General features: G+C 50.7%; 25 protein-coding genes and 1 other RNA gene. 12 read left to right on the forward strand and 14 right to left on the reverse strand.

Annotated elements, in window-relative coordinates:
• Positions 1 to 4: 4 nt before the first annotated feature.
• Positions 5 to 1,018, reverse strand: a complete 1,014-nt coding sequence (locus tag C1752_RS04750; protein WP_110984892.1) for a protochlorophyllide reductase — start codon at positions 1,016 to 1,018, stop codon at positions 5 to 7.
• A 249-nt stretch (positions 1,019 to 1,267) separates the two neighbouring features.
• Positions 1,268 to 3,517, reverse strand: coding sequence for an amino acid permease (locus tag C1752_RS04755; RefSeq protein ID WP_110984893.1), 2,250 nt, complete (start codon positions 3,515 to 3,517; stop codon positions 1,268 to 1,270).
• A 357-nt stretch (positions 3,518 to 3,874) separates the two neighbouring features.
• Here C1752_RS04755 and C1752_RS04760 point away from each other — a divergent pair, with 357 nt between their 5' ends.
• From C1752_RS04760 to C1752_RS04770, 3 genes are all read left to right on the forward strand, one after another.
• Positions 3,875 to 5,761: a tetratricopeptide repeat protein gene (locus tag C1752_RS04760; RefSeq protein WP_233501339.1), complete on the forward strand. Its 1,887-nt coding sequence runs from the start codon at positions 3,875 to 3,877 to the stop codon at positions 5,759 to 5,761.
• Positions 5,758 to 6,024 (forward strand): glutaredoxin family protein, encoded by a 267-nt coding sequence (locus tag C1752_RS04765; RefSeq protein ID WP_110984894.1) that lies wholly within the window; start codon positions 5,758 to 5,760, stop codon positions 6,022 to 6,024. The genes C1752_RS04760 and C1752_RS04765 overlap by 4 nt, the downstream gene beginning before the upstream one ends.
• A gap of 161 nt (positions 6,025 to 6,185) precedes the next feature.
• Positions 6,186 to 6,407 (forward strand): hypothetical protein, encoded by a 222-nt coding sequence (locus C1752_RS04770; RefSeq protein ID WP_110984895.1) that lies wholly within the window; start codon positions 6,186 to 6,188, stop codon positions 6,405 to 6,407.
• Between the two features lie 74 nt (positions 6,408 to 6,481).
• Here the strand turns inward: C1752_RS04770 and C1752_RS04775 are convergent, their stop codons facing one another.
• Positions 6,482 to 7,132, reverse strand: coding sequence for a M50 family metallopeptidase (locus tag C1752_RS04775; protein WP_110984896.1), 651 nt, complete (start codon positions 7,130 to 7,132; stop codon positions 6,482 to 6,484).
• A gap of 198 nt (positions 7,133 to 7,330) precedes the next feature.
• Between C1752_RS04775 and C1752_RS04780 the strand changes: the two genes are divergently transcribed.
• Positions 7,331 to 8,833 carry a UDP-N-acetylmuramoyl-L-alanyl-D-glutamate--2,6-diaminopimelate ligase gene (locus C1752_RS04780; protein ID WP_110984897.1) on the forward strand — a complete coding sequence of 501 codons (1,503 nt, stop codon included), beginning with the start codon at positions 7,331 to 7,333 and terminating at the stop codon, positions 8,831 to 8,833.
• A gap of 463 nt (positions 8,834 to 9,296) precedes the next feature.
• On the opposite strand, the gene dnaB is transcribed toward C1752_RS04780, so the two are convergent.
• The 8 genes from dnaB to C1752_RS04825 form a co-directional block, all read right to left on the reverse strand.
• Positions 9,297 to 10,655, reverse strand: a complete 1,359-nt coding sequence (gene dnaB / locus C1752_RS04785; protein ID WP_110984898.1) for a replicative DNA helicase — start codon at positions 10,653 to 10,655, stop codon at positions 9,297 to 9,299.
• Positions 10,656 to 10,719: 64 nt separating this feature from the next.
• Positions 10,720 to 11,178, reverse strand: coding sequence for a 50S ribosomal protein L9 (gene rplI, locus C1752_RS04790; RefSeq protein ID WP_110984899.1), 459 nt, complete (start codon positions 11,176 to 11,178; stop codon positions 10,720 to 10,722).
• 92 nt (positions 11,179 to 11,270) lie between these two features.
• Positions 11,271 to 11,846, reverse strand: a complete 576-nt coding sequence (locus C1752_RS04795; protein ID WP_110984900.1) for a Uma2 family endonuclease — start codon at positions 11,844 to 11,846, stop codon at positions 11,271 to 11,273.
• A gap of 156 nt (positions 11,847 to 12,002) precedes the next feature.
• Positions 12,003 to 12,239 (reverse strand): HNH endonuclease, encoded by a 237-nt coding sequence (locus tag C1752_RS04800; protein WP_110984901.1) that lies wholly within the window; start codon positions 12,237 to 12,239, stop codon positions 12,003 to 12,005.
• A gap of 2 nt (positions 12,240 to 12,241) precedes the next feature.
• Positions 12,242 to 12,589: a KGK domain-containing protein gene (locus C1752_RS04805; RefSeq protein ID WP_110984902.1), complete on the reverse strand. Its 348-nt coding sequence runs from the start codon at positions 12,587 to 12,589 to the stop codon at positions 12,242 to 12,244.
• 19 nt (positions 12,590 to 12,608) lie between these two features.
• Positions 12,609 to 12,983: a KGK domain-containing protein gene (locus C1752_RS04810; RefSeq protein WP_110984903.1), complete on the reverse strand. Its 375-nt coding sequence runs from the start codon at positions 12,981 to 12,983 to the stop codon at positions 12,609 to 12,611.
• Between the two features lie 178 nt (positions 12,984 to 13,161).
• Positions 13,162 to 13,413, reverse strand: a complete 252-nt coding sequence (locus tag C1752_RS29200; RefSeq protein WP_110984904.1) for a KGK domain-containing protein — start codon at positions 13,411 to 13,413, stop codon at positions 13,162 to 13,164.
• A gap of 39 nt (positions 13,414 to 13,452) precedes the next feature.
• A complete protein-coding gene (locus C1752_RS04825; protein ID WP_110984905.1) occupies positions 13,453 to 15,972 on the reverse strand; it encodes a dynamin family protein in 2,520 nt (839 codons plus the stop codon).
• A 134-nt stretch (positions 15,973 to 16,106) separates the two neighbouring features.
• Here C1752_RS04825 and C1752_RS04830 point away from each other — a divergent pair, with 134 nt between their 5' ends.
• From C1752_RS04830 to C1752_RS04845, 4 genes are all read left to right on the forward strand, one after another.
• The gene (locus tag C1752_RS04830) at positions 16,107 to 16,364 is read left to right on the forward strand and encodes a YlcI/YnfO family protein (protein ID WP_110984906.1); all 258 of its coding nucleotides are present in this window, start codon (positions 16,107 to 16,109) and stop codon (positions 16,362 to 16,364) included.
• Positions 16,361 to 16,792 (forward strand): type II toxin-antitoxin system VapC family toxin, encoded by a 432-nt coding sequence (locus C1752_RS04835; RefSeq protein ID WP_110984907.1) that lies wholly within the window; start codon positions 16,361 to 16,363, stop codon positions 16,790 to 16,792. Before C1752_RS04830 ends, C1752_RS04835 begins: the two co-directional genes overlap by 4 nt.
• A gap of 238 nt (positions 16,793 to 17,030) precedes the next feature.
• Positions 17,031 to 17,231 (forward strand): hypothetical protein, encoded by a 201-nt coding sequence (locus C1752_RS04840; RefSeq protein WP_146242271.1) that lies wholly within the window; start codon positions 17,031 to 17,033, stop codon positions 17,229 to 17,231.
• An 85-nt stretch (positions 17,232 to 17,316) separates the two neighbouring features.
• Positions 17,317 to 19,542, forward strand: a complete 2,226-nt coding sequence (locus tag C1752_RS04845) for a DEAD/DEAH box helicase (protein ID WP_110985077.1) — start codon at positions 17,317 to 17,319, stop codon at positions 19,540 to 19,542.
• Here the strand turns inward: C1752_RS04845 and C1752_RS04850 are convergent.
• Entirely contained in the window at positions 19,539 to 20,369 is an 831-nt protein-coding gene (locus C1752_RS04850) for a class I SAM-dependent methyltransferase (RefSeq protein WP_233501341.1), read from the reverse strand. The genes C1752_RS04845 and C1752_RS04850 overlap by 4 nt on opposite strands.
• Before the next feature lie 706 nt (positions 20,370 to 21,075).
• Entirely contained in the window at positions 21,076 to 22,398 is a 1,323-nt protein-coding gene (locus C1752_RS04855; RefSeq protein WP_110984909.1) for a cytochrome P450, read from the reverse strand.
• Positions 22,399 to 22,505: 107 nt separating this feature from the next.
• Here C1752_RS04855 and ffs point away from each other — a divergent pair.
• Positions 22,506 to 22,602, forward strand: an RNA gene (gene ffs, locus C1752_RS04860) — signal recognition particle sRNA small type.
• 47 nt (positions 22,603 to 22,649) lie between these two features.
• Positions 22,650 to 23,006: a phasin family protein gene (locus tag C1752_RS04865; protein ID WP_110984910.1), complete on the forward strand. Its 357-nt coding sequence runs from the start codon at positions 22,650 to 22,652 to the stop codon at positions 23,004 to 23,006.
• Between the two features lie 36 nt (positions 23,007 to 23,042).
• Here C1752_RS04865 and C1752_RS04870 read toward each other — a convergent pair whose 3' ends face one another.
• Positions 23,043 to 24,476 carry an isochorismate synthase gene (locus tag C1752_RS04870; protein WP_110984911.1) on the reverse strand — a complete coding sequence of 478 codons (1,434 nt, stop codon included), beginning with the start codon at positions 24,474 to 24,476 and terminating at the stop codon, positions 23,043 to 23,045.
• A 219-nt stretch (positions 24,477 to 24,695) separates the two neighbouring features.
• Here C1752_RS04870 and C1752_RS04875 point away from each other — a divergent pair, with 219 nt between their 5' ends.
• Both C1752_RS04875 and C1752_RS04880 read left to right on the forward strand, forming a co-directional pair.
• Positions 24,696 to 25,616: an o-succinylbenzoate synthase gene (locus tag C1752_RS04875; protein ID WP_110984912.1), complete on the forward strand. Its 921-nt coding sequence runs from the start codon at positions 24,696 to 24,698 to the stop codon at positions 25,614 to 25,616.
• A complete protein-coding gene (locus C1752_RS04880) occupies positions 25,594 to 26,097 on the forward strand; it encodes a pentapeptide repeat-containing protein (protein WP_233501342.1) in 504 nt (167 codons plus the stop codon). Before C1752_RS04875 ends, C1752_RS04880 begins: the two co-directional genes overlap by 23 nt.
• Positions 26,098 to 26,133: the final 36 nt, after the last annotated feature.

Consider the following 26,133-nt stretch of genomic DNA (forward strand, 5'->3'; position numbering starts at 1 on the left):
TCTTTTACTGGCCCAAAGAACCCACCGAACTTAGCTCACGCCCTTGTTCTGTTAGGCCCACCAATTTAGCGCTCAATTCCCACAGGCGCACTGACTTCTGATCGTCGCTGGCTTCGTCTGAAACTTCCTGTACGAAGGATTCCCGACCACTTTTCTGGCGATTGCCCCAGCTCCAGTAGACGCCGGATTTGCTAAACAGCGGATCGGCAACGACCTGCGCGACCCGAATGCCTGCCGTGTCTTCGGTGACAAAGCCGCCGGTAATAAACCGCTGGAATTTAGGAAACAAAAATCTGAACAGCCAAAAGTGATTGCGGAACAGACCGGTGGTGGCGACACAGCCCGGATAAAGGGCGCTGAAGGTAATACCTGTTGACTGATGATAGCGACGGTGCAGCTCTCGCATGGTCAGCATGTTGCACAGCTTGCTGTCTTTGTAGGCTTTACCCGGCTTGTACTTTTTGCCGTTGATCATTGTCACTGGGTCTTGAAAGCCCGCCTCTAGACCTCTGAGATCGCCCAGATCTGGCGGGGCTGGAATGGGGATTTTGCCACCCAACTCTTTGGGGTTGGCGGTGACGGTGCCCAGAATCACCATCCGTCGCTGCGGATGGGATGACTTTTTCAGATCTTCGAGGAGCAGATTGCAGAGCAAAAAATGCCCGAGGTGGTTGGTACCGACGTTAAGTTCGTAGCCCTCAGGGGTTCGCTGCGGCTTTTTCTGTAGAGGAGTATAGATGGCTGCATTGCAGACAAGTGCATCCAGGGGGCGACCCATTTGCCGGAAGTTCCTGACGAACTGATGCACGCTTTCTTGACAGGCGAGATCGAGGTGAATGACGGAGTAGCTGTCCCGAGGCATACCCTCAGCTCGGGCTGCGGTCTCGGTCTTGAGAAAATTGCGGCAGGCCATAATCACGTGCCACTTGCCGGAGAGGGCTAGTGCTTTAGCTGCAAATAAACCGACCCCTGAAGATGCCCCTGTGATAATGACCGTTGACCGTTGCTGCTGTTCCATCGCACTCGATTGCTTAACGTTTGTTGATGAGTATTTATGCTCCTTAAGAATCGCATATGGAGGAGTTGCGATCGCAATTCTGCAACAAACCTTAAACCGAACTCTAACCTAAGCAATGCAATGCTTCTGTAGATTCAGATTTTCGATAAGAAAGATGATCTTTTGTTCGTTTCTCGTAATGAATTCAAGGACAGGCGTCCCTTGCATAGAGAGATAATTCGGCCCCTCAATTTTGCGAAGGGCCGAATTTTAATCGTTATCTAAAACCTCAATAAAATCTAAATCTTCAGAGGCCAGTACAAATAAAGTCGTCGGTAAGCCTGCTGTCCGTTCCTGCAGCTTGGTGTAGTACTGGCTGTAGTTTTCGTGTGGCGTTGCCATGCCTAAAACCACTAGGTCCGCTGTTTTCGACGATAGCTGCAGAATTTTATCAAAGGGCTGTCCGTCAGAAATCAAGACTTCAGCAACGGCATCCACCCGTAGTCGTTTCAGAACCGCTTTGATATTCATGCGAGCAGCTTCTGCTGCGGCCTGATTGGGCACCACCAGCTTGAGCCAGACAACCGCATTGCGCCATTCCCGGCTGGTCCGCAGGAGATCGGCCACAATCAGCATCAGACCCCCGTTATTTTTGAGTCCTCCCCACCACACATCGATGCGAGACCGCAATCGCAGGCTCCGAGGCTGGGGCGTCTGGTAGCGCAAGATCACAACGTTCCGCTGCACCTGATGGAAGTTCGCAATCATTTGGCAGTAGCGATCTTGGCTCTCTGACTCTCCGGTTGCCCCCAGCACAATCGTATTGGGGACCAGCGTCCCTAAGCCATAGGCTTCTACTAACCGCTCTGCCCCTTCAAAAAAGTCCTGTCCCTGGACGAGGCGTACTAATGCCTGCGTCCCACGACGCTCTAAATAGTCCTGGATCATCGCCTCCATGGTCACCTGCTGATGGGTGTCCCGTGCCCCACTGGGCAAAACGCTGGCAATCGTAACCAGGCCGCGATTGTGGGAAAGGGCAGAGGCGAACTCCACGAGGTGCCAGCGCCGCGACGGTACGCCTGACAGCACTAGAATGTGGGGCCGCCAATTCTTGACGTCAGGAACGCGAGCTAGATTGAACAAACCCATTCGTACCAAGGTCATCCACATCCCCTGGCGCACATCTCCCCAAGTGCTCTCGATCTCTTGCCGCTCTAGCCAGAGATAAATAGCGAGCGAAACGACGGCGGCGACAATGGTGGCAAATCCATTGATCAAAAACATGACGGCAATGCAGCCGACTGCCCCTGCCAAAGAGAAGATCCAATGCACTTTGAACGTGGGTCGAAAGGAGGGACTACGGACGAATCCCTCAATGGCTGCTGCCACATTGAGCACCATATAGGTGGTCAAGAAAAACATGCTCAAAATGGGAGCGATCAGGTTGATATCTCCCAGCAGCACTAGCGTCAGGGCTAGTGCCAGAGTTAACAGGGTTCCCCATTTGGGTGTGTCGCTCGGACCGCTGCCTTGTCCTAACCAGCGTAGTGAACGGGGCAAAACACCATCTCTCGCCAGTGCCTGCAAAACGCGTGGGGCACCTAAAATACTGCCGATAGCGCTTGATAGGGTGGCTCCCCAAACCCCGAGAAAGATCGCATTGCCCCATAGAGAAATGCGGCGCATTACGAGGGGATCCTGGACAAGGCTTGGGAAGTCGGCTCGAAACGCCAGCAAAATCGGCAGCAGCATATAGACGAGATAGCCGGTTCCCACTGCGGCGAGCGTGCCTTTGGGAATGGATCGCTTGGGATCTTTGAGGTCGCCGGAGAGATTGACGCCTGCCATAATCCCGGTGACGGCAGGGAAGAAAACAGCAAAGACGGCCCAAAAATCGGCGGCTTCAGCAATGGGCAGGGCGACTGGAGCCCCAAGAGGATTGATGTCTACCCCCGCTAATGGCTTGCCGAAGACCAGTGAGGCCAACGACAGAATGATGGCGCCCATGATGATGTACTGGGCTTTCATTGCGATATCAAGGGACCGCAGCGCCAGGAGGCCAATGATGGCTGTAGTGATTAAGGCCACTAGGGTTTGGTTGAGATTTGGAAACGCCTGCACTAAGCTTTCGGCGAATCCTAAGGTATACAGCGCCACAGAAAAGGCTTGGGCAAAAAAGAGCGGGATGCCGACGGCTCCGCCGGTTTCAATGCCGAGGGATCGGCTAATCATGTAATAAGCGCCGCCTGCTCGGACCGTTTGATCAGTTGCGATCGCAGCTATGGAGAGTGCCGTCAGAAACGTAATAGAGGTCGACAGCGTCACGATTAGTAACGTATTGAAGAGCCCCACATTACCCAGCACCCAGCCGAAGCGCAGGTACATGATGACTCCTAAGATCGTTAAAACCGAAGGCGTATAAACGCCAGCGAACGTCCCCAGACCTTGCGGAGTTTCTGGACTAGCCTCATCACCCTTCTGATCGGTTTTTGCGAAGCGGTTTAGCGGAAAAAAGGGCATCGGCAATTGTATGGCATTGACAACAGGTGAAGACTACGGCCCGGGTCTAGAGAATCCCTTTACCTGTAGAGATAATCAGGTATTGAGACATTCTTAGTTTTAGCACCCCAACTCGATCCTTGAACTCCGTATCTCGCACTGCCCGGTTTTGGGGTAACTCGCACTGCTCGTTTTCTGGTCATTTATCTATTGGGTAGAAGAGCTAGGTCTCATTCAGACCCGCTATGCAGAGCGACCAATCATCCGCTAGATTGTGAGGATAATATTAGAGATATGGGTGTTGGCGAAAAGCCTAGGCGCTACCATTTCTAATCCGTTGAGTGATCTTTATCGTCTCAGTACCATTGGGCCGCAATTTTGAGTTCTTTCCTGGGTAAACTTCGCAACCTATTCACCGATCAGCCCTCGCTGCCTGTCTCTCACGCCGGGGCGCTGGCCAAGGTTTATGGTGACGATCTCGATAGCCCAGAAGCGTTTATCAATCGAGCTAATAAACGAGCCGTCAATGGTGATGTCGACGGTGCCCTGGACGACTTCAACGAAGCGATCCAGCTTAACCCAGCTAAGGCTACAGCCTACTTTAACCGCGGATTTCTACATAATACTGTCGGTCGATTTGAACAGGCGATCTTAGACTTCAGTGAAGCGATTCAGTTGCTTCCAGATTACGATGAAGCCTATTTTCATCGCGGGATTGGGCGTGCCCAATCGAATGATTTGCAGGGAGCCGTCGGTGACTTCAGTCAGGCTTTGCAGATTAATTCTTTATGCGTCAAGGCTTACTATAGGCGTGCTGAAGCCCTTGCTGAATTAGGTGATGAGAAAGGCGCTTTAGCTGACTATTCGCAGGCGATTCTCAACGTACCGAGAGACGCCAATGCTTACTATCGTCGGGGACTGTTTTTGGCGAGACTCGGAGAACAGCCCACCGCCATTAACGACTTTACCCAGGCCATTGAGCGTAAGTCAGACCATGCCGATGCTTATTTTCATCGTGGCTATTGCTATGCCCAATTGGGCGATGAGGCCAGGGCCACTCAAGACTTTAGCCAAGCATTGCTCTATGACCCCAGCCACGAGGCCGCTCAATATAATCGCACCTATTCTCTAGAAGCGCTTAAGGGTGCCAGTGATCCTCCGCCTCTTTTGCCGTCAGCTCAGGAACCTGTTTGTGCGCCAGAACGGCAGCTTGAAGCCGCAACGGATCCACTCCCAGGTGAGGCTCAATTTGCCCCCTCTTCGACATCCAGCATTGAGGTTTCTTGGTCTGAGTCAGTTCCTCCAGAGGTAGAACTATCCTCCTCCTCCTCTCCGCCGCCAGCGGTTATGCCGCCTGAGTCTGTGGAAAGCTATTTTGACCGCGCTCAAGCTCGGGCCGTCCAAGGCGATTTATTGGGTGCGATCTCAGATTACACCGAAATTATTGAGCGAGATCCCCACAACACGCAGGCCTACTATCAGCGCGGTCAAAGTCGCAATGCTCTTGGGGATGCTGATGCCGCGATGCAGGATCTAGAACAAGCCATTCATTGGACCCGTCTTCAGTCGTTGAGTCTTCTTAAGGACTTCAGTGGTGAACTGGCAGATACCATCGCCACGCTCAAAAGTGATCTGCCCGCCAACCCGCAGCCATCTGATAAGACTCTGCCGCCGATAGAATCGGCTATTGAAGCGACTTCCCAAGCCATTCGTGATAACCCTAACGATGCTCATGCCTTCTTTGAACGGGGTAAAAGTCGGGCCTTACTCGGTGATTTAGACGGAGCGATCGCAGACTATACCGAGTCGATTCGCCTTGACCCGACCCAAAGTGAGGTCTACTACAAGCGTGGGCGCAGTCGTGCTGCTCTGGGAGATAGTCAAGGAGCCACTGAGGATCTCAATCATGCGATTCGGCAAAAACCCCTAGCAAAAACACCGCGGCCTTCAAAAAAGAGCGAAGGGCCGCTACCCTTTGCGAATCGAATGTCTCCTAGTCAGTGCGATCATCAAGGCAACCTGCCTCACAATCGATTTTGCATTCACTGTGGTATCCCTTTGGCGTTAGATGTTCAGCCACAGCCACCTTCGGAGGCCGAGACCTTGTTTGAGCAGGGGGTTACCTCAGCCAAGACTGGAGATAAAGTCAGCGGTATCAAAGCACTGGCAAGCGCTCTACCTCTTTTTCTAGAGCAGCAGAATATGGACCGTTACCAAGAGACGATGAAGATGATCCAGCACTACTCCAATGATCTGCCGTCATGATTCAGCTCATTCTCTACAGCAAGCCGGGCTGTCACCTCTGTGAGGGACTTCAAGAAAAACTGGAGCAGATTCAGGAGCCACCGCTGCAGTTAGAAGTTAGAGACATCACGATCAATGATGCTTGGTTCCAGGCCTATCAGTACGAAGTTCCCGTCCTGTTCCAAATGGCAGCAGATGCGACGGAGAAACAACTTCCTCGTCCCTCTCCTCGCCTCTCGGTTGAACAGCTCCAAAAGTTCCTCCATAAATCCTTGAAAGCTTAGAGAGCAGCTTCTCGAAAGTTGGAGTTGGTCGCAAATCGTTCCTAAGCTCCCTGATCTCAAATGAAGAGCTTGTGTTCTTGACAGCAAGGAATCTTGGGAGAAGATGATGTTGATAATCGGGTTTTAGGGAATACTCTCTGTATAGTAAAAATATTAAAATTGTGCCTGAATATTCTTCGCAACAGCAGTCTCCGAAAAATTATCAGCCTCAAGAAGCCCAGCTCATCATGGGTCTCAAGCATCATTTCTCAAAAACGTTGAGTGAGGTTCCTTTAGATGTCGCGATACAGGCGGTCTCCAAAGTATGGCAGTCCTGCCAAATTGAGCAAGATAAAAAAGATATGGAGCGCGGCAAAAGGGAAGATGACGTCATCCATCTCTAGTCCACGTTTGTGATGGTTTCTGACCGGCTTGCCGACAGAGGAAGAGCTAAGTCTCTGCGGACAATCGAACGGTACTACTGGCTATCACCAATCATCGGTCTCAGCGCTTCAATATATCTGTGGCGCGGGGTGATAATCGCCAGCAAAATTCCCAAGCCGTCATTAACAATCGTTTTCTGAGGGGTCCGAACTGAAAACGGAATCAGATTCATAATCCCTGCGCAGCAGCTTGTGACTGCCAATGTTTGGAGGGCGATCATTCCCACCTGATCTGAGTTGCGTAATAGGTGATTGGGGCCCACGACCACAAGGATGAAGACCGCAAGTATGATCTCGATCCCCGGTCCTGCCAGATAGATCAAAGCGTTTTTCACGCGCGGTAGTTCTAGGTTCGTGGGGCGACAACGGGTAAAGCCCTCCAGTGGCAGCAATCGCCACTCCACTGCAATGGAGCCGATGTGGAAAGAACGCAAAGGTCGCCCAATTCCGATCACAACTTTATCGACAGACCACCCTAGAACACTTGCCATCGCTGCATGTGCCGCTTCATGCAAAACCAGCAGCGGAAACCAGAAGAAGACAAAAAAGAAAAAGCTGAACTTGGCGGGCTGGAAATCCTGGGCAAACTCCAATGCCAGTAGGCTGGCTGCCAGGGTAATGAGCAGCCCCACCAAGAGCTGCTCATTTGGCGTTTGTGGTCCTCGCTGCGGTGAGGGATCGAACATCTCGGCGATTGTGAATAGAGTACATTCAGTCTACCCATATCCCTCATGCCGGGGCTGTCTTACTTGCTCGATTCCCCGACTCAATTGATGCGTTGCAAAAGTCTCTGGAAAAGCTGCATGATCTATCCTAATTTTGGGCATGGTTTTTAGACACTGGAGCAGCTTAGAATAAGCTCTGCAGCAGCTCATAGGTCAACAATGGTCAAATTGCGTGCCTTACTTGCCCAACTTCCCGCTGAACTCAGTGCGGAGTCAACCTGGAACAGCTCAACACATTCGGCTCTGGAAACAGAGATTACGGGGCTGGCAACCAATTCTTGGACCTGCAAGCCTGGCGATTTATTTATGGGTATGCCGGGTACCCGTGTTGATGGCGGCGATTTTTGGGCAAGCGCCATTGAGTCAGGAGCCGTGGCAGCTTTAGTCTCTGCCCAGGTCCCGCGCCCTGAAGAGGGGACTGCCTGCGTCATCCCCATGACGGATATGAATCGCGTCTGTGCTGAAGTGGCGGCTGCTTTCTATGACTATCCCAGCCAAAAGATGCAGATGGTGGGTGTGACCGGCACCAATGGTAAAACCACTACCACCCATCTAATTGAATATCTATTTAATCACTGTCAGAAGGCGACTGCCCTCCTTGGGACGCTCTATGCCCGTTGGCCGGGGCATGAACAAACGGCTACTCACACAACACCTTTTGCGGTGGACCTGCAGCAGCAGCTATCGGCTGCCCAGAAAGCTGGTTCTGAGTACGGCGTTATGGAAATCAGTTCTCATGCCCTGGCGCAGCAGCGGGTTCTGGGCTGTAAGTTCAGCGTGGCGGTCTTTTCTAATCTGACGCAGGATCATCTGGACTACCACAAAGATTTAGACGACTACTTTGAAGCGAAGGCGCTCTTGTTTAGTCCCACTTACCTACAGGGACGGGCCATTGTTAACCTCGATGACTCCTACGGTCGTCGCCTGATCGAACGCGTTGACAGCGTATGGACCTACAGCACAGAAAACTCTGATGCTGATCTGTGGACCAGCGATCTGGTCTATGCCCCGGGTGGTGTACAGGGACAACTGCATACGCCCTCAGGCACAGTTCCGTTTCAGTCACCGCTGGTGGGACAGTTCAACGTTGCTAATCTGTTGGCGGCGGTGGGGGCAGGCTTAGCTCTTGAGCTTGATCTCGAGATGATGGTCCAAGCTCTATCTCAGTTCTTGGGTGTGCCAGGGCGGATGGAGCAGGTTGCCGTTGTACCAAGCCAAGATATTAGCGTCATCGTTGACTATGCCCATACGCCTGACAGTTTAGAAAATATGCTGAAGGCTGCACGCCCCTTTGTGAAGGGCCAGATGATTTGTGTGTTTGGCTGTGGTGGCGATCGCGATCGCACCAAGCGTCCGCTGATGGGTGGCATTGCCGCTAGTTTCGCCGATCAGGTAGTTGTGACTTCAGATAACCCCCGTACTGAAGATCCCCAGCAAATTCTGCAGGATGTTTTGGCGGGTATCGATGATAGCGTTCAGCCGGTTGTGGAAGTCGATCGCCATGCTGCTATTCAGGCGGCAATTCTCAAGGCTCAGCCAGGAGATTTTGTCTTAATCGCGGGTAAAGGCCACGAAGACTATCAGATTCTAGGCACGGAGAAGATTCACTTCGATGACCGCGAAGAAGCCCAAGCCGCTCTAAAGCAAAGACTCAATTCCTGAACGATAGATTTTTGACAACACATTTCTTAATATTTGTGCAATCATGGTTACCTGACGTAATGATAGGGACTTCAAGGCCATGAATTCTGATGCACTTCGCAAAGCTTCCACAGCAATACTTTTGCTTACAGGTGCTTTTATTTTTCTTGCCAATGTAGGCGCGATCGGTTCTATCTAGTGGTCTCTGCGTCAACGAAGTAAGAGGAGGCTGGTAACCGCTGGTCTCCCCGCTCTTAATTGAGAGATGTCAGACGCTTAGAACCCCTCACAAGAAGAGGTAGGGGGATGCAGAATGCTAAATTCCGGTTCCCCTTTGCTCTGTGTGGTTTACCTCTGCTCGTGATGTTTTGCTGGACTTGCGATCGCATCATTCTCCGCAGCTACAGACAGATCAATAAACCATGACGACTTAGCTTAGTGGAGACGACTACAGCTCAAAATTATGAGCAAGTTCTCGCCCAGCTTATCCCCCTCCAGGTTTGGCTAGATTGAAAAACCGCGTTAACTTCGGTTCGAAGAGCAGCTTCACCGTCCCGACGGGACCGTTTCTATGCTTGGCAATATTCAGCTCACAGATGCCGCGCTCAGGACTATCAGGATTGTAGTAATCATCCCGATATAGCAAAACGATTAAGTCAGCATCCTGCTCAATCGACCCAGACTCTCTGAGGTCAGACATTAGGGGGCGCTTGTTCGTTCGAGATTCAACGCCACGACTGAGCTGAGATAATACAATCACCGGCACATTTAATTCACGCGCTAAACCCTTGAGCGCCCGCGTAATTTTAGAAATTTCCTGCACTCGGCCTTCTGAATCACCGGACCCCATGAGCTGCAGGTAGTCGATCATCACCAGACCCAGCCCTTCAGGACGCTCTGCCTGTAGACGGCGAGCATTGGATCGTAGCTCATTCACAGACGGGTTCGGTGAATCATCAATATAGATGCCAAGCTGAGAGAGCGTGCCAATCGCGCGACTGAGGGGTTCCCATTGGTTTTGCTGGATGCGTCCGGCCCGCAAATAGTTGCTATCGATGCCTGCCTCGCAGGATAGCAAGCGCTGAACAAGCTGCTCCTTTGACATCTCTAGGCTAAAGACTGCAACGCCAAGCTGATGGATTTCAGCGACCTGTCGAGCAATCTGCAGCGTTAGAGCTGTTTTCCCCATCGAAGGACGACCGGCAACGATAATCAGGTCAGAGCGCTGAAAGCCCTGGGTCATTGCATCAAGATCGTAAAAGTTGCAGGAGAGGCCGGGGAGTACTTGGCCCAGCGATCGCTGTTCAATTTCAGCAAAGGTGCTGGCCAGAATATCCTCTGTTGCCACTAGCCCCTGACTGGCTCGGTCTTGGGTGACGCTAAAAATCTGCTGCTCAGCTTCATCCAAAATCACCTCTAGAGATTTAGAGGTGTCATAGGCCATTTGATTAACTTCACCCGTCGCTTTAATCAGCTGACGGCGTAGATTCTTCTCTTTAATAAGGGCCGCGTACTGGTCAATATTGACAGCGCTGACGATGGAGTCGACGAGCTGCGTCAGCTTACTTTGACCGCCGACTTTCTCTAGCAGTCCCTGATCCTGCAGCCAAGCGGTCACGCACATCAAATCTGTGGGGCTTCCCTGGGCGTGAAGTGCCAGAGCCGCACGGTAAATCTCTTGATGGGCGCTGATATAGAACGTATCTGGCGTCAGGAGCTCTGCGACGCGTCCGATGGCCTCGGGGTCCAGCAAAATACCGCCCAGAATCGATTCTTCAGCTTCGATATTCTGAGGCGGTAAGCGGTCTTCGCTCGGTGCCTGGAAGTCAAGTTGATAAACCACGAGTCAGCCCGCCGATCCTGTCATGCACAACATGGGAACACTATTGTACATGAGTATATGAGTACTAGTCGGGCAGCACCTCGATCTTAACTGTGGCGGTGACTTCTGGGTGTAGCTTCAGGTCAACGTTATAGGTGCCTAGCTTGCGAATCTCAGGGATGTCTAGCTCACGTCGGTCGAGTTCGATGCCGCTGGTGTTTTGAACAAGATCAGCGATATCGATGGCTGTGACACGGCCAAAGAGCATGTCTTCTTCGCCCGCTTTCTCTTTAATGCTGAAGACGCCAATGGTCTCTAGGGCTGTTTTTTGCTTCTCGGCACCGGCTTTAAGGGCGGCAATGCGCTTCACTTCTTCGGCTTTGCGGAATTCGATTTGCTTGAGGACACCCTTGGTGACACGAACCCCCATCCCCTGAGGAATCAGGTAGTTGCGGGCATAACCGGGGGCTACCTCGACCAGTTGACCGGATGTGCCAAGTTTTTTGACATCTTGATTGAGGAGGAGCTGTATTCGTTTTGCCATGGCTGTAGGGGTGGGAATTATTTTGCAGTAACGATCCATATTACCCAAGAGTCTTTACCCTTTGCAATAATTGTGACGGATTTAGTTGTTAGTTAAAAGATTCGCTGTAGCTTTAGAACAAAGCCGTGCAGGATATTCTCTCCGTCAAGCTGATGTGGCGAAGACAGCACTTCTTTCTGTTGCCCCTGTCTAAAAATCTCTACTTGTCGATCTTGAGGGTTGAGGAGCCAGCCGAGGCGGGTGCCGTTATCGATATATTCCTGCATTTTGTCTTGCAGGGGGCGGAGTGTGTCGCTAGGTGATCTCAGTTCAATAACAAAGTCTGGGCATAGGGGCGGGAAGGTTCTGCGTTCTTCAAGTGTCAGGACATTCCACTTTGCCAGTGGAATCCAGGCGGCATCAGGTGAACGAAAGGCTCCATTGGGCAAACGAAACATAGTGCTGGAATCGAAGGACTCCCCGGTGCCGTCTTGGTCAGTCCAGTTGCCGAGCTGCTGAGTTAGTCTGCGATTGCGATGTCCGCTTTCTCCGCCTGTGGGTGGCATAACAACTAATTCACCACTGGCAGTGCGTTCAAGTTTGGCGTCTGGATTGGCATGACAAAGCTTGAGGAATTGTTGGTCAGTCAGTTGGACAAGTGGTTCTAGGGTCAGTGTGACTGTGTTCATTATGCTGCACCTCTAATGTCGAAATTGGGGCATTAGAACATTTTCTCTAGTCTAGTCGCTATGGTCTCTGATATTTGTTGCCTGGACTTTGATGAGATCGCAACCCTGCACAATACTGTTTATTCTCATCACAAATTTTGCTGGCAAAACAAGATGCTAAAGATAGCGCCGCTGAAATTGTGGGTCGATGCGATCGCATTTCTTACGGTTGCAGCGCTGACAAAGCGTATGCAGATTGCTGATATCGTTGGGGCCACCCTTCGCCAACGGAATGATGTGATCCACTTCTAAGGGAACGTGTGATTGGCTGCAGCTCTGACATTGGTGACCATCTCTAGCCAGGACATAACTTCTGACACCTACAGGGATAGGAATGCGAGGTGTTTTATCCATGTCTACCCGTGACCATTTACTTGAGTCGTTTCTTGCCTCAGTGCATCTAAAGGAGATTCTGTGCTTGATGCTTGTTCCGCAGCTGGTTCGTCAGTTGCCTCTTCTGGTGAATCTGGACAAAACTCGATGACAACCCGAAATTTGCCAGTTTGCCAACCTTCACCATTTGGTCTTAATACATGACAGCTAAATCCTTCGCTGAATACTAGCTTCTCTTGATTACTTCTGGCCCATCCATCTTTCAAGTCAATCAATAGTTCCTTCGCTTTAAAGGTGTAAGGTAGACTCTTTGTTTCTCCGATGGGCGAAATTACATCACAGCTAGAAAGAATGACAGAATTTTTTTGCATGGTATACCTCGAAGGAAAATTACTGGTTCTGATAGCTGCTAGGTTCTCTAAGAGCGTCTAGTCCTGATTCATTCATTTCTGGCTCGTCTGGATAAAACTCAAGCGTAACTTTGAATCTCACCTTGCCTTTCTGCCAGCCCTGAGAACTCGGTTCAAGAATTTCGCAGTCTAAACCATCGGTAAACCATGCTTCACGATAATTTTCTGGTTTGTCAATCGGGAACTTGCCACGGCCCTCATCCCAGATCATTTTGCCTAGTTGATTCAATCCGTGGTCTTGGAAAGCCGTTAACGCATATTGCATTAGCTCTTTTTGCTTGAACATATTAGAGCTAATCGAAACGGCTGTACCCTCGTCATTAAAGGGTTTAAATTTTGGATTGGAGTAGTTCATCGTTAATATTTTCAGTATGAGCAGTGGTTGATTCGATTTTGGGGGCCAAGATGCGGCTGCCAAGAGCAGCTGAAATTACCAAGATCTTCTTATCTCAGGGCATCTAGCTCTGATTCATTCATTTCTGGCTTGTCTGGACAAAAGTCAAGAATGACTCTGAATCTCACCTTCCCTTTTGCTAGCCCTGAGAGTTAGCGCTTAGAAGCTCGCACTCAAGACCTTTCTCAAACCAAGTCTTACCTGCATTAGCGGGAAATTTTCCCTGCCCTCTTTCTTCAACAATTTGCCCTAATCTTTCCAGCCCTTTAGTTCTAAAAGCTTCTAGGGTAAATTCCTTGAGTTCTGTCGGTTTCAACAGATTTGATTGCATCGAGATAACGGTTGTATCGCTATCGTTTAGGGATTCAAATTGAATGTCTGAGTTGTTCATTGCCGATGTTGTTGAAGTGAGCTGTGGTGGAATCTAGTGCTATCTTGAGTTCTGCCAGCCGTTTTGTCCCGTAGTCACCAACTCTGAAATGACAGCCGGTGAGGCTTCTACGCCATTGAGTGATAGTTCCGGCTCGATGTCACCTAAAGAAGCAGTCATTGCAGGAACTAACGCTAAATCTGACTCCTGAATTTCGGGCAGCTTTTGGCTTTGTTCTCCGAGCGGCATGATTCCCAGAGACTGTTTAACGCTGGTGATGGACTGGTTGTAGACCTCAATCTTTTGACGGACCGCCTCTTGCCTCCGCTGATTTTCTTTGAGTGTTTCTTCAGCTTCTGCCGCCAACGTTTTTGCCAAATAAAGACGGGCCTTTTGTTGCTGCTGCAGAATACTATCGGCCAGTTCCTGAGCAACTGGTAACAGATGATTGATCAAGGTCGTATTCACCGTTGGCCGAAAAGCGGTCATCACTGTTTTTTGTACCTTTTGCTCAAAATCTAGCTTCAGTAGTTGTCGAATGGCAGGCTCAGCATCTACCATGCTTTGGTAGTCATAGCCACCGCAGGCTTGCTGCAGGGTTTGCCGAAGCTGCCAAACTGAAACGGTACCCTCAGCATAGAAATCGGGCTGTTCACGGACATAGCGATCGCACTCCACCTTCGCTTCATTGCGAATGGCATGGCAGGCTTGTTCCTGCAGTTTTGTGAGTTGTTGCTCAATGCCGCTATCGCTGCCTAGCACTCTTAGCAGTTCACTGTAATAGTCCTGCTGCTGAATCTTTTCCTTCAGATGCTGGAAAAAACAGACGACCAGCTCTTGCGATGCATCAACTAAAGTTTCTTCTAGACCATCCGCTAGATAATAAAAGGCTTCTGCCAAGATGCCCAGCAACGGCACCACAGCATGGCGCTTGTGGGTCGCTTGGGCCTGTTCATGAACACTGGCAACCAAAAAGCTGCTTAGTAACTCATCTAGCTGCTTCACCATGCGGCTTTGAAGCTTGATGAAGCTGCCTTCAAAAGCCTGATTATTTTTGCTGGCTGCGATCTGGGTGAGTTCTTGCTCAAGATGCGTTTGCAGAGCATCGCCAATCTTTTTAAGGATTGGATTAATTTGACGGAGTTCTTTTTCTTGAATCGCTTCCACATTACGGGGCTGGCTATCGAAGTGCTGCCAAGTCTCGATATAGGTTTGGCGCAAACCTTGGCAAAGCGGTGAAAGATCATCAACCAGCGCTGCAAACAGTTGAGGTCGCTTCTCTTCCGTTAGATAGCGGGTGATCGCGCTGCGGAAGTTTTCGACGCCGCTGTCTTTAACCAATTGCTCAATCAGCGGGGTGCCGTTCTCTGTGAGAATCCGTACGTAATTTTCATTCGGGCGCTCGTAGCCTCTCGCTTCTGGCCGGAAGGGACTGCCGATCAGCTTGCCAGAAGTGGCACAGTAGTTATTGAATTCAGTGACGAACAGGGGCGCTTCCTCTTGAGCGCTACTTCCTTTAATCTCTTCTGCAAATAGCGTGTCGAGGCCAAAGCGATTGCTCCGATCTGTCTTTCTAATCTGGCTACCGTAAAATCCTAAGAGACCACTGGTTTGATAAACGCGATCGCTATTCTGGAACTGTTTGTGCAGAATCGATTCTAGGCGCTGGCGCAGTTGAGGGTTGTACCAAGTCTTATCGATGCGGTTGAAGGTGTAGAAAACGCGATTGCGAATCCCAGGATTAGAGCGAACCGTTTCCAGTAGCTCTGTCTCTTCTGTGGTGAGTTCCCCTGTTTCAGCAGGCTTCAAGACACAGACTACAGCAGACGTATCTGGATCTCTGATCCTGTCATAGGTCAGTTCAGCATCTTTTTTGACCGGAGCATCAATTCCAGGCGTGTCAATCAGAACGTTGCCGTCTTTCAGTAATTCGTCATGGCAGTAGTACTCAATTCGCTTAAGAACTGCACTGTTAGCTCCTCTACGGGCATAGCCAGCTGCCTCCTGAAGCGTTGAGAAACTGAAATGTTCCATCGGATAGGTCGCATTCGCTTCTGGCTGGATATAGTTTTCGTTATGCATATATCCCTCAATTAAGAGGTCTAAAGCAGAAGCGCGTTTCGCTCTGTCTGAACGACTTTCTCCGCCTTCTTCTTGAATGACTTGTTGGCAGGTTGCTTGTACGCTTTTGAGATCTCCTACAACGGTGCCATCGATCATAAAGCCTAGACTCTGAATGAGGAGTCGAGCCTGTTCAAAGATTTCAACGTGACTCAGAAAAGTAAGGATTACTCGCTCTTGTCCCTGCTCAGCGTAGGCAATCTGGCATTCTGTCCCCGTTGCGTGCCCTTCCGCGCTGTAGAGCAACTTGCGCTCTAGCAAAGCGTTGATTAGCATTGACTTCCCAGCACTAAAAGCGCCTGCAAACACAATCTCAAAGGTGGGCGACACAGCTTTGCGGAGTGAGCTTTGAATTGCGGAAACATCCTGTGAGTGTAAATCTGGCTCTTGATAGGCTAGCTCTAAAAGCTGATGGACTTGATCTTGGAGGTTCAGATTCGTATCAACAGATTGAGTCATAGGAATAGAGGCAAGAACGCGAGGAGGTCTAAGTTGCCTTTAGGGTGCCCCTACACTTCTGATAATCAGACAGTAATCTGTGCTGTATCCATTAGTCGTTATACTTGTCATACAAGTAGTGCAAGGGGTGCTCTATGCTTACGGTCAGACTCAATGAAGAAACTGAACGACAGCTTGCTGAGCTGTTAGCTCATGAGACGAATGCTAATCGCAGCGACCTGATTAAACGGCTCATTCGTGAGCGCTGGCTGAGCTTGCAACTGGGTAAGACAATCGTGGAGCGGCGAGGTGGACATCCTCAGCATCTCTTAACGGATGCGTCGCCAGATCGCTCTGAACGCTCCAATCGAAAGCAAGCGATCGCAAACTATTTACAAAATCGCCATTCGTGACCTATCACCCGGTCATCTTGATCGACAGCGGTATTTTGTTCGCGTACTATAGCGCCAGCGATCATCATCATGTGTCTGTGTGTACCTTTTTTGAGCAATGCACTAGCCGGTTACTGACAACGCCAAGCTACATCACTGAAGTGATGTGGCTGCTGAGTGCCCAGTGGCAAACCCAGAATGAATTCTTGCTCGATGTTGCGAAGGAAATTTATGAGTGTGCAACGCTACTCCCCCAGGACTTCTGTCGGATTGCGGAGCTGAATGCTCAGTATGCAGATCTACCGGGTGACTTTGCAGATTTAACTCTCGTTGCACTTTCTGAGCGCCTAGATATCTCTGCCATTGCAACGCTAGATAGCGATTTTAATCTGTACCGACGGTATCGAAAGCAGCCCTTCGATCGCGTATTTTTGCCAGAGTACTCATAGATGCATCTGGAACCCACGCATTCATTTCACACTCACTACGACAATTCCAGTCACCACAACGAACCTGCTATGAAGCGGTTTGATCGATTACGGAGCGATAGAGAGGGGCAAGTACAGCCTTTGTTTGAGATTATTACCCTACAAAGTTTAGAACATCCATCTCAACACACTTTGGGAATACTGGAGTCAACACTGATTCTGCGAAGGCATGGCAATACTGCTACTGGTAGGAATTTGGATGATTGTCCTTGCAACCGTCGGGCTGCGAGAGCTGATGCTCTCGATTCAGTCAGGCGTTTTGAAAGGTAAGCATAACTTCAGAACCTATCGAGCGACAGCGCCCGGCAGCTTCTGGTATGGCATTTGCATCCTGGGGGTGGTGATTTTTGTGATGTATTATTTTGGTCTCTGCTTCTTACGCTCGGCACTGATGCCTTAGCACAATGTCACTCTCCACACTTTGCCCCTTTATTTAATGGCTGAAATAGGTTTTAGTGGAGGCGATCGCAACTCTCAAAACCCCTATGGTCGCCCAAACATCCAAAAACACCGGCTTTGACCAGCTCCACGAACAGGTTCAGCGCTGGATTTATGCCCAAGGCTGGCCGGGACTTCGACCGATCCAAGACGCCGCCGTCTCCCCGATTCTATCTCGCAAATCTGATGTAATCATCACCGCCGCTACCGCAGGGGGTAAAACTGAAGCCGCTTTTCTACCCGTCTTTTCTCAACTCGTCACCCATCCCGGTAAAAGTATCCAGGTCATTGGCCTAAGTCCCCTCAAGGCCCTCATCAACGACCAGCATCGACGGCTGGCAGAAATCGGAGAAGGCTTAAGGATTCCAGTCAACGCTTGGCATGGTGACATCGCCTCTGGGAAAAAGAAGCGCGTCCTAGAAAACCCTGCTGGAGTGGTTCTGATTACCCCTGAATCGTTAGAAGCTCTATTTGTACTCAGAGGCACGCAGCTTGCCGAGCTATTTAAAGATCTGCAGTACATCGTCATTGATGAAATGCATTCCTTCATTGGCTCTGAGCGAGGCCGACAGATGCAGTCCTTGATGCATCGGGTGGAGCTTGTTGTGGGTAAGCGGGTCATGCGCGTGGGCCTGAGTGCAACGCTGGGCGATATGTCCCTGGCTGCTGAGTTCTTACGGCCCGGTCATGGTGATGGCGTACAGCTCATTCAGTCAGGCGGCAAAGATCAGGACATCAAGCTACAGATCCGAGGGTATGTAAAGCCTGCGTTTGAAGATGACGACGATGTAGATGAAGTACCCAAGGATGAAATGGATCTGCAGCCTTCTGCGGATGCGATCGCAATTGCGGGTGATTTGTTCAAAGCTTTGCGGGGCGATAAAAACCTGATCTTCATCAACAGCCGTCGTCAGGTGGAGCGGTATGCCGATCTGCTGCGATATATGTCCATTGAGCGGCGGGTGCCCAATGAGTTTTTGCCCCACCACGGCAGTCTTGCTAAGGAGCTACGCCAAGAAGCGGAAGATGCCCTCAAAGCAGAAGATCGACCGTCCAATGTCATTTGTACAATGACGCTGGAAATGGGCATTGATGTGGGTTCGGTGAAGTCTATTGCTCAGGTGGGTCCGCCTAGCTCAGTGGCGAGTACCTGTCAGCGCTTGGGACGCTCAGGCCGACGGGCGGGGGAGTCTGCCATTATGCGGGTGTACATTTCAGAACCGGAGGTAACGCCCAGTACGCCGATTACGAACAGCCTGTATTTTGATTTGGTGCAGGCGATCGCAATCTTCACACTTTTGCTAGAAGGCTGGTTCGAGCCCCCCATCATCGGACGCCTGCAGCTCTCGACCCTCATTCAGCAGCTTCTGTCTTTGATTGCTCAGCAAAGCGGCGTCAGACCGGACCAGGCTTGGGACTTCCTCTGTCGTACAGGCCCCTTTGCCGCCGTCGATCAAGATATCTTTATGGAGCTGCTGCGGACCCTCGGCCACCACGATCTGATCCAGCAAAGTCAGGATGGCTTGCTTCTACTCGGTATAAAAGGCGAAAAACAGGTTAATCACTATACGTTTTATACAGCGTTCGCCACCCAAGACGAATACCACCTAGTCTCAGATGGCCGAACTCTAGGTTCCTTGCCGGTTCGGTCGCCTTTGGTCGAGGGAATGTTTCTGATTTTTGCCGGTCGCCGTTGGGAAGTGATGAGCGTCGATGAACACCGAGGCAAAGTTGAAGTGATCGGAGCCTCCTCCGGTAAAGCCCCAGATTTTGGAGGTTCTAGCGGTTTTGTACATGATAGATTGCGTCAAACCATGTATAAAATCTATCTCTCGGATCAGATTCCAGGGTTTCTAGATGAAACGGCCCGTGATTTGCTGCAGACGGCGCGGCAGCAGTTTCGCGACCAGGGCCTGCATCAGACTCAGGCCCTGGAAGATGGCCGTAGTACTTTGCTATTCCCTTGGCGGGGGAGCGTGATTACGAACACGTTGTTTGTACAGCTATTGGATCGAGGATTGAAGGTGCAGAACCAAGGGGTGACGCTGAAGGTAAATGGTCTGGATGGGGAAGGGTTGCGATCTCATCTCTTAGAGCTCCTCAACCAAGGCCCCGCTGATCCAGTGGAGCTAGCGGCAGCCGTCAAAAACAAACGCAACGATAAGTACGACCGCTTTCTCAGTGACGACCTGCTCTGTCGCAACTACGCCGCCAGCCACCTCGATGCCCAAGGGGCCTGGAGTGTGCTAGAGGAATTATTGGAATCGATCTAACGCTTTTGAGCAATGTGGAAAGCAGACAGATGTGATAGTGGCAAGCGGCCATCCAAATGCCTTTCTATGTAGCCTCGCAATTCTTGGAATAAGGCGTCCCGCCGCTGCGACTCTAACTTGAGGTAAGGCGAATAGGTTTGCAAGAGCGTTAAATATTGTTCGGCTGTATGGATTACAGAAACTTCGACATACCCAGGACTTATCTTGTCAAAGTGGCCTGAATCAAGTGCGATTTGTCCCAAGTTGTCTAAAATTTTGAGCTGCGTGGGTTTATCCTCGTAACGATCGAGCTCTGGCGCATGAGCTGCGTAGATTCTAGAGAAGTGTTGGTGGACAGCTTGACTGGGCTGAAGTTCCTTATTCCACAGCAGAATCAGAGAGCCACCGGGTTTGAGGGCCTGGGCCGCCTTCTGATAACCCACCTCTGCCGGAATCCAGTGAAAGGAGCTAGCGGCCACAACCGCGTCGAACTGCTCTGCTTGTAAATCCCATTCCTCAAATGATGTGTTCTGAAGCTCGATTTGCGAATAGTTCTGGCAGTTATTGACTGCCAGCCGATAGAAGTCAGGATTCGGCTCCAAGCAGAGCATCGGACATTTCAGGGCTGCAAAACTCAACGTGGCGGTGCCGGGGCCACAGCCTACTTCTAGAAGCTTAGACTCTCTAGACAACTGGGCGATCTCAATGACCTGCTCAATTACAGCCTGCGGATAGCTGGGCCTTGCTTGGTTATAAGCCTCTGCCGCCGGAGAATACCAGCTCTTTCGCTGCTCTAATTCTCTACCCGAGTAGCTGCTGATCAGGCCCATCAGTTTTTCTTTATCCATACTGATGGCTCTGAGTAGAAACGCGCTGTGGTCTAGTGCCAGAGAATCTTTTGGATAACTTTTCGCCTGCTATACATCCGCTTATAGCAGTACCCGGCTGAGTTGGGACAGCCCTTCTTTCGCATAGATGGGGGTCAGCCATTTTTATATCCTAATCAATACGTGTAATGCTGTATTTCAATGTTTCAAGTGCAGATACGACAAGCGACAAGAAAACAGATATTGCACCTTATAAATTAAGGAAAGTTTTTCTCAGACTCATTTCATATTTCTTTTAGAACGGGTCTCTAGTATATGAAATACCGATACCTCACATACCACAACATGATCAAGCCCAGGGGTAATTTTCCCTGGGCTTTTTTGCTTCTAAAGTCTTTCCCTCTTATTTCTAGAGAAATTTGTGCAGCTCTCATATGCCGTTCATGTCGTCCTCAGGAGCTGCCCCTAATCTATAAGGTACCGATACCTCACATACCACAACATGATCAAGCCCAGGGAAACTCACCCCTGGGCTTTTTTTGTCTGCTACAGTCTCCCCTTTTTTGTTTTTGGAGAAATTCGTGCAGCTCTCATGTGTCGTTCATGTCGTCCTCAGGAGCTGCCCCTAATCTATAAGGTACCGATACCTCACATACCACAACATGATCAAGCCCAGGGAAACTCACCCCTGGGCTTTTTTTCCGCAAGCTGGGGCGGCAGGCCAAACCTAAACGGCCTTTAGAACCATCGGCAGCCCATTTTGGGGACGGGTATTGAAATTGAAAATAGGCTTAAACACGTAATCTGACGGCAGGCTCAGGCGATAGCGCTGCAAAATCATGGCTAAGTTAATTCGCATCTGCATCATGGCGAAGCCTTGACCAATGCAGGCTCTTGGCCCACCTGAGAAGGGTAAATAAGCTGATTTAGAGATGTTGCCGTCAGCAAAGCGGTCAGGGTTGAACGTCAATGGCTCTGGGTAAATATCAGCACGGCGATGCAGTGTCCAAGGTGCGACAACGATCATACTTCTGCTCGGCAGGTGGTGTCCCTGAATAGTCACAGGTTCAATGGATTGACGGCCTACAAACGCGATTACTGGAAGCAAGCGCATTGATTCTTGTAGCACTTGCTCCAGATAAGGCATCTGCTCTAAATCTTCTGCAGTAATTTCGCGTGTACCCAGGACGCGAGCAATTTCGTCACGTAGACGTGCCTCTATATCTGGGTGTTGAGCCAGTAGATAGAGCGTAAACGCTAGGCTGTAGGCCGTGACTTCATACCCCGCTGCAAATAGATTGCTGACTTCGTTACACACCTGCATGTCGGTGATGTATCCCGTTGTGTCAGCCTTCTGGCCCTGAACTAACATTGAGAGAATATCGCCTTTGTCTTCACCTGAGGTGCGGCGCTCTTCGATGATGGGCAGGAAAAAATCGTTTCTATCTTTGAGCAACTTCTTCAGCTCTCGGTTGCTAGGTATAGGAACCCAGGCAGGGGTTGGAACGGAGCTAATCCGCTTGAAAAAAAGTTCAATAAAGCGGAGCAGGTTTTCTCCCGACTTGCTGCTGTAGAGGTCCATGCCGAAGAAACACTGGGTTGTGGTGCGAAGCGTTAGCTCCATCATGTTGTCGGTGATTTCTACTGTTTCACCCGGTTGCCAGCGATCTACGATCTGTCGGGTGTAGCCAATTGCTGTTTTGGCGTAGTTCTGGAGACGTGGAACGCTAAAACCAGGCTGAAGGGTCGATCTCAATATTTTCCAGAGTTCACCGTCGCTGGTGAATAGATTGTCGCCAAAGAGCTGATTGGCTGTGTATTTAATGCCGAAGGGTTTATGAAAGCTGCGGGACTGTTTGACCATCACCTCCTGAATCAGATCAGGATGGTTGACGAAATAGGTGGGTACTAGGGGGAACGGAATTTTCAGGAAATCGCCCTGGCCTGCGATGTATTCGATGTATCCCAAAGCGTCTTGGCGGAGCGCCTTCGTATGGTTCCGTTGAGGGTAGCCGCTGGGAGCGATGGCGGCGGGGAGTGTTGAAGGCATAGATTAAACGCCCGGTAAGGATGGATTCAGTGTATCGAAGTCTAGAGCGATCGCTCAAAAGATCGATAGGCTGCACTGGGGGAGTTAACGATGTTAGACTGTTTGGTGACTCGGACCCATGCGATCGCAACGCCTCAATCTTGTCAGGACCGGAAGGTAGCAGCAATACGGGATGCTTGTGATAGGCGTGGACTCCGGGTCACCTTGGTTTAAGGTCCGTTCTCACCACATCGCCACATAGAGTTTTGAGCATGGCTGACTTTCAAGATCTTGTTAAAAAAGCATTCTATCTGGGCGTTGGAGCTATCTCCTATGCCGGAGAGCAGGCCACCGATCAGATCTCGGACCTGCAGAAGCGGGCGCAAGAACTTGCTGACGAAATGATCCGTCGGGGTGAAATGACCACCGAAGAATCACGGCAGTGGCTCGATAGTCTGACAAATCAAGGCCAAGGTGGCTCTTCTAGTGCGCCAAAAGATACCTATTCAGGCAAGCCCCAGGTCATTGATGTTCAGGTCGAAGATGAGCCAGAGCAGAATGTAAATGATCTGCATCAGCAAGTGCAAAATCTAGAAGACGAATTCCGCCGCCTGCAGGACGATAAATAGTAATTCTTCCAGGGTTGATATTCGAGAGGGATGGCTTTATACCAGCGCATCCAAAAGCGTATGGAGCTTGAGCTGGATTTCGGCTAGTTCTCGCTGCGGATCAGAGCCGGCAACAATCCCCGCACCTGCGTAGAGTCGGGTTAAACAGCCGTCAATGAGCGCGGACCGAATCCCCACCGTGAATTCTCCGTTCCCCTGGTGATCGACCCAGCCAATGGGGGCCGCATAGAGATGGCGCTCAAAGGTCTCATGCTTGCGGATTTGCTGCTGGGCAATTTTCTGGGGTGCGCCTGCCACGGCTGGGGTGGGATGCAGCGCCTCTAAAATCTCTAGCAGGTGCAAATTCTGCGGGATTTTGGCCGTGACCAATGTGCGTAAGTGCTGGATGTTGGGGAGCTGTAGCAAATGGGGCGGAGAAGAGACCTGCGACTGAATGCCCAATTCCCAAAGGCAGTTTTGGATAAAGTCAAGAACCACCTGATGCTCATGATTATCTTTAGGGTTGCCCAGCAGTTGAGTGCCTAAGTGCGTATCTTCTGTTAGATTTTGGCCGCGCGGGGCGGATCCGGCGAGGGCGTCGGTGACTAAGTTGCGATCGCAAAGTTCAATCAACCGCTCAGGACTAGCCCCCATAAACGCCTGCCCCTTGCCGTTGCTCACCGAGAACACATAGCAGTCGGGGTAGCGATCGCGCAGAGTCGCTAGAGCATGACCCAACGGCGGTGGTTCAGGAACCGTCACATCTAGAGTGTGGGCCAGGACTAGCTTTTGCAAACCCTGCGCTTCAATATCCTGCAAGATGTTTTTCACAGCAGTCGTAAACCGCTCGGTCTCGGTCAGGACTGGATAATCTGCAGCTACAGGCGAACTTAACTTTGCAGACTGCAGCGTCCCTCTTCCGTTGGTTTGAGGAGAGCGCAACTGCTGCCACTGTCGCCAAACTTCGTCTGTTAGCTGCACCAGATTGGTTTGAGCGTCCACCAAAAGATTGGCAACCAATACCGCCTGGTCCCGGACCCGTGCCACCTGCCAACGGGGCAAAAACACCGTCGCCGCCGGAAATAGCCGCGTCTCTCGCTGCGTCTCGTCAAAAAAAGTAAAGCTACAGAAAAAGTGCGGACCCGCACAGGGCAAATCCAAAGCTCCTGCTGTGACCGTATCCACTAATGATGTACAAATAAACCGCTGTGCCTGCGTAAACCGCTGCGGGCCGTCTATCTGTAGTTGCAGAACCGGTTCCGTTGCGGCGATGGCGATTTGTTGCGATCGCTGCTCCCAGTAAAAGTGCAGATGCTCTGGCTGCCGCAATCGTTCCAGGACCGCCAGTGGGTCAACCGCAGGAATGGCTAGAGACAAGCTAACAACCTGGGCATGTTCCTTGCGCCGAGCCGTCGCTTGACAGGCTACAAACAGCTCATGCAGTGACTTGCGGTCCTGAAGCAGCTTTGCCGGAAACGGGGTAACGGTCATGAAAGAGAGCTTGACAACGGTTTGTTAAAACAGCGGGATCAAGAGGATGCTCGTACAGGTTGCTGAACAATATCCGAGACCGACCTGTAACGGCCACAGTCTAACCCCAGGGAAATATACTTACTCTATCCATCTAACCATTGAAAGGGGCATCCCCGCATGGCAGCGGGCGGATGGCATACATAACGCCACAATCACGACTCAATCTCAGCACCGATTATGTTTCGGCTTTCCTTCCAACCCTATCAAAGACGTTTTAAGCAGGCCCTACGGACCCACCATGGCCTTTGGTCTCAGCGAGACGGAATCCTGCTGCAGCTTGAAGATGAGCGAGGACGTATGGGAAAAGGGGAGATTGCGCCCCTGCCCTGGTTTGGTTCAGAGACTTTGGAAGAAGCCCTGTATTTCTGTCGTCACCTCCCGGCTCGCTTTTCCCTGCATGAACTAGAGGCTATCTCCGAAGCGTTACCGGCCTGCCAATTTGGCTTTGGTTCAGCCCTGGAGTCCCTCAGTCATCGGCCAGCAGCATCTGAGAACAAAGAGGCTTTACTCCACAGCGCTCTCCTGCCGACAGGAAAAGCTGCACTAACGGCTTGGCCTGCTTTGTGGAAGCGGGGCTATCGCACCTACAAGTTGAAAATTGGCGTTAGCAGCCTTGCAACCGAACAAGATCTATGCCGAACTTTGCTATCAGAACTCCCTCCGTCTGCTCAGCTTCGCCTAGATGCCAACGGAGGATTAGATGCTCAAACCGCACAACAGTGGTTAGAGATATGTGACGGTTCCCGACCCACTTCTGATATTGAGTACCTAGAGCAGCCCCTGCCGGTTAACCAGTTTGAAGATATGCTCCGGTTGAGCAAGCAGTACACCACTCCCATTGCTTTAGATGAGTCCGTTGCCACCCTACCGCAGCTCATCCACTGCTATGAAAAAGGCTGGCCGGGGATTTTTGTAATTAAGCCTGCGATCTCAGGATATCCACAGCAACTGCGGCAGTTTTGCCAAACCCACGCCATTGATGCCGTTTTTTCTTCAGTTTTTGAAACGGAAATCGGTCGTCACGCTTGTCTCCAGTTAGCTGCGACCCTCTCAACCCGAGCGGTCGGCTTTGGTCTTGACCACTGGTTCGCAGATTAACGGCTCTGATACGCCTGAAGTTTTGACCGCCTGCAACGTTCCAAAGTCTTTTACAATCCAAGAAAGATTTGCAGAGTATTCCATGAACTATCGAGCATTGCTGGCGTTAACCCTGTTTCCGTTGCTGTTGGGTTCAGTGGCCCAAGCTGAGAATCCTGATCATGTGAAAAAGCTTCTGAAATCGGGACGTTGCTCAAAGTGCGATCTAACGGGTGCTGATTTAGCTGCTGCGAATTTAAGGAAGGCTAATTTGCAGGGAGCCGATCTTACGAATGCTAATCTCAATTTGGCTGATTTAACGGGTGCTAATCTCTCTGATGCTAATCTCACGGGTGCCAGTTTAGTCTTTGTTGATTTTACAGGTGCTACTTTGAATGGCGCTCAGCTTACCGATGCAGTGATTGAAGGTGGCGATCAGTTTGGTCGTGCTGGGAGTTTTGACAAGGCAACGCTCCCGAATGGAATTGAGGCACGCCCCTAGCATAAACCCTGGTTGCTTGTCATCCCTTTCAGTCAA

It is taken from the genome of Acaryochloris thomasi RCC1774, assembly GCF_003231495.1.
In the GTDB taxonomy this organism is placed as follows: domain Bacteria; phylum Cyanobacteriota; class Cyanobacteriia; order Thermosynechococcales; family Thermosynechococcaceae; genus RCC1774.

Excerpts from the sequence above, each read along its gene's own strand:
- C1752_RS04830 (WP_110984906.1), top strand. The coding sequence starts at position 16,107 with ATGCTTACGGTCAGACTCAATGAAGAAACTGAACGACAGCTTGCTGAG.
- C1752_RS29200 (WP_110984904.1), bottom strand. The coding sequence starts at position 13,413 with ATGAACAACTCAGACATTCAATTTGAATCCCTAAACGATAGCGATACA.
- C1752_RS04875 (WP_110984912.1), top strand. The coding sequence starts at position 24,696 with ATGTTTCGGCTTTCCTTCCAACCCTATCAAAGACGTTTTAAGCAGGCC.
- C1752_RS04850 (WP_233501341.1), bottom strand. The coding sequence starts at position 20,369 with ATGGATAAAGAAAAACTGATGGGCCTGATCAGCAGCTACTCGGGTAGA.
- C1752_RS04870 (WP_110984911.1), bottom strand. The coding sequence starts at position 24,476 with ATGACCGTTACCCCGTTTCCGGCAAAGCTGCTTCAGGACCGCAAGTCA.
- C1752_RS04755 (WP_110984893.1), bottom strand. The coding sequence starts at position 3,517 with ATGCCCTTTTTTCCGCTAAACCGCTTCGCAAAAACCGATCAGAAGGGT.
- C1752_RS04855 (WP_110984909.1), bottom strand. The coding sequence starts at position 22,398 with ATGCCTTCAACACTCCCCGCCGCCATCGCTCCCAGCGGCTACCCTCAA.
- C1752_RS04750 (WP_110984892.1), bottom strand. The coding sequence starts at position 1,018 with ATGGAACAGCAGCAACGGTCAACGGTCATTATCACAGGGGCATCTTCA.
- C1752_RS04805 (WP_110984902.1), bottom strand. The coding sequence starts at position 12,589 with ATGCAAAAAAATTCTGTCATTCTTTCTAGCTGTGATGTAATTTCGCCC.
- C1752_RS04845 (WP_110985077.1), top strand. The coding sequence starts at position 17,317 with ATGGTCGCCCAAACATCCAAAAACACCGGCTTTGACCAGCTCCACGAA.
- C1752_RS04775 (WP_110984896.1), bottom strand. The coding sequence starts at position 7,132 with ATGTTCGATCCCTCACCGCAGCGAGGACCACAAACGCCAAATGAGCAG.
- C1752_RS04800 (WP_110984901.1), bottom strand. The coding sequence starts at position 12,239 with ATGGATAAAACACCTCGCATTCCTATCCCTGTAGGTGTCAGAAGTTAT.
- C1752_RS04765 (WP_110984894.1), top strand. The coding sequence starts at position 5,758 with ATGATTCAGCTCATTCTCTACAGCAAGCCGGGCTGTCACCTCTGTGAG.
- C1752_RS04865 (WP_110984910.1), top strand. The coding sequence starts at position 22,650 with ATGGCTGACTTTCAAGATCTTGTTAAAAAAGCATTCTATCTGGGCGTT.
- C1752_RS04825 (WP_110984905.1), bottom strand. The coding sequence starts at position 15,972 with ATGACTCAATCTGTTGATACGAATCTGAACCTCCAAGATCAAGTCCAT.
- C1752_RS04810 (WP_110984903.1), bottom strand. The coding sequence starts at position 12,983 with ATGAACTACTCCAATCCAAAATTTAAACCCTTTAATGACGAGGGTACA.
- C1752_RS04780 (WP_110984897.1), top strand. The coding sequence starts at position 7,331 with ATGGTCAAATTGCGTGCCTTACTTGCCCAACTTCCCGCTGAACTCAGT.
- C1752_RS04840 (WP_146242271.1), top strand. The coding sequence starts at position 17,031 with ATGATTGTCCTTGCAACCGTCGGGCTGCGAGAGCTGATGCTCTCGATT.
- C1752_RS04795 (WP_110984900.1), bottom strand. The coding sequence starts at position 11,846 with ATGAACACAGTCACACTGACCCTAGAACCACTTGTCCAACTGACTGAC.
- rplI (WP_110984899.1), bottom strand. The coding sequence starts at position 11,178 with ATGGCAAAACGAATACAGCTCCTCCTCAATCAAGATGTCAAAAAACTT.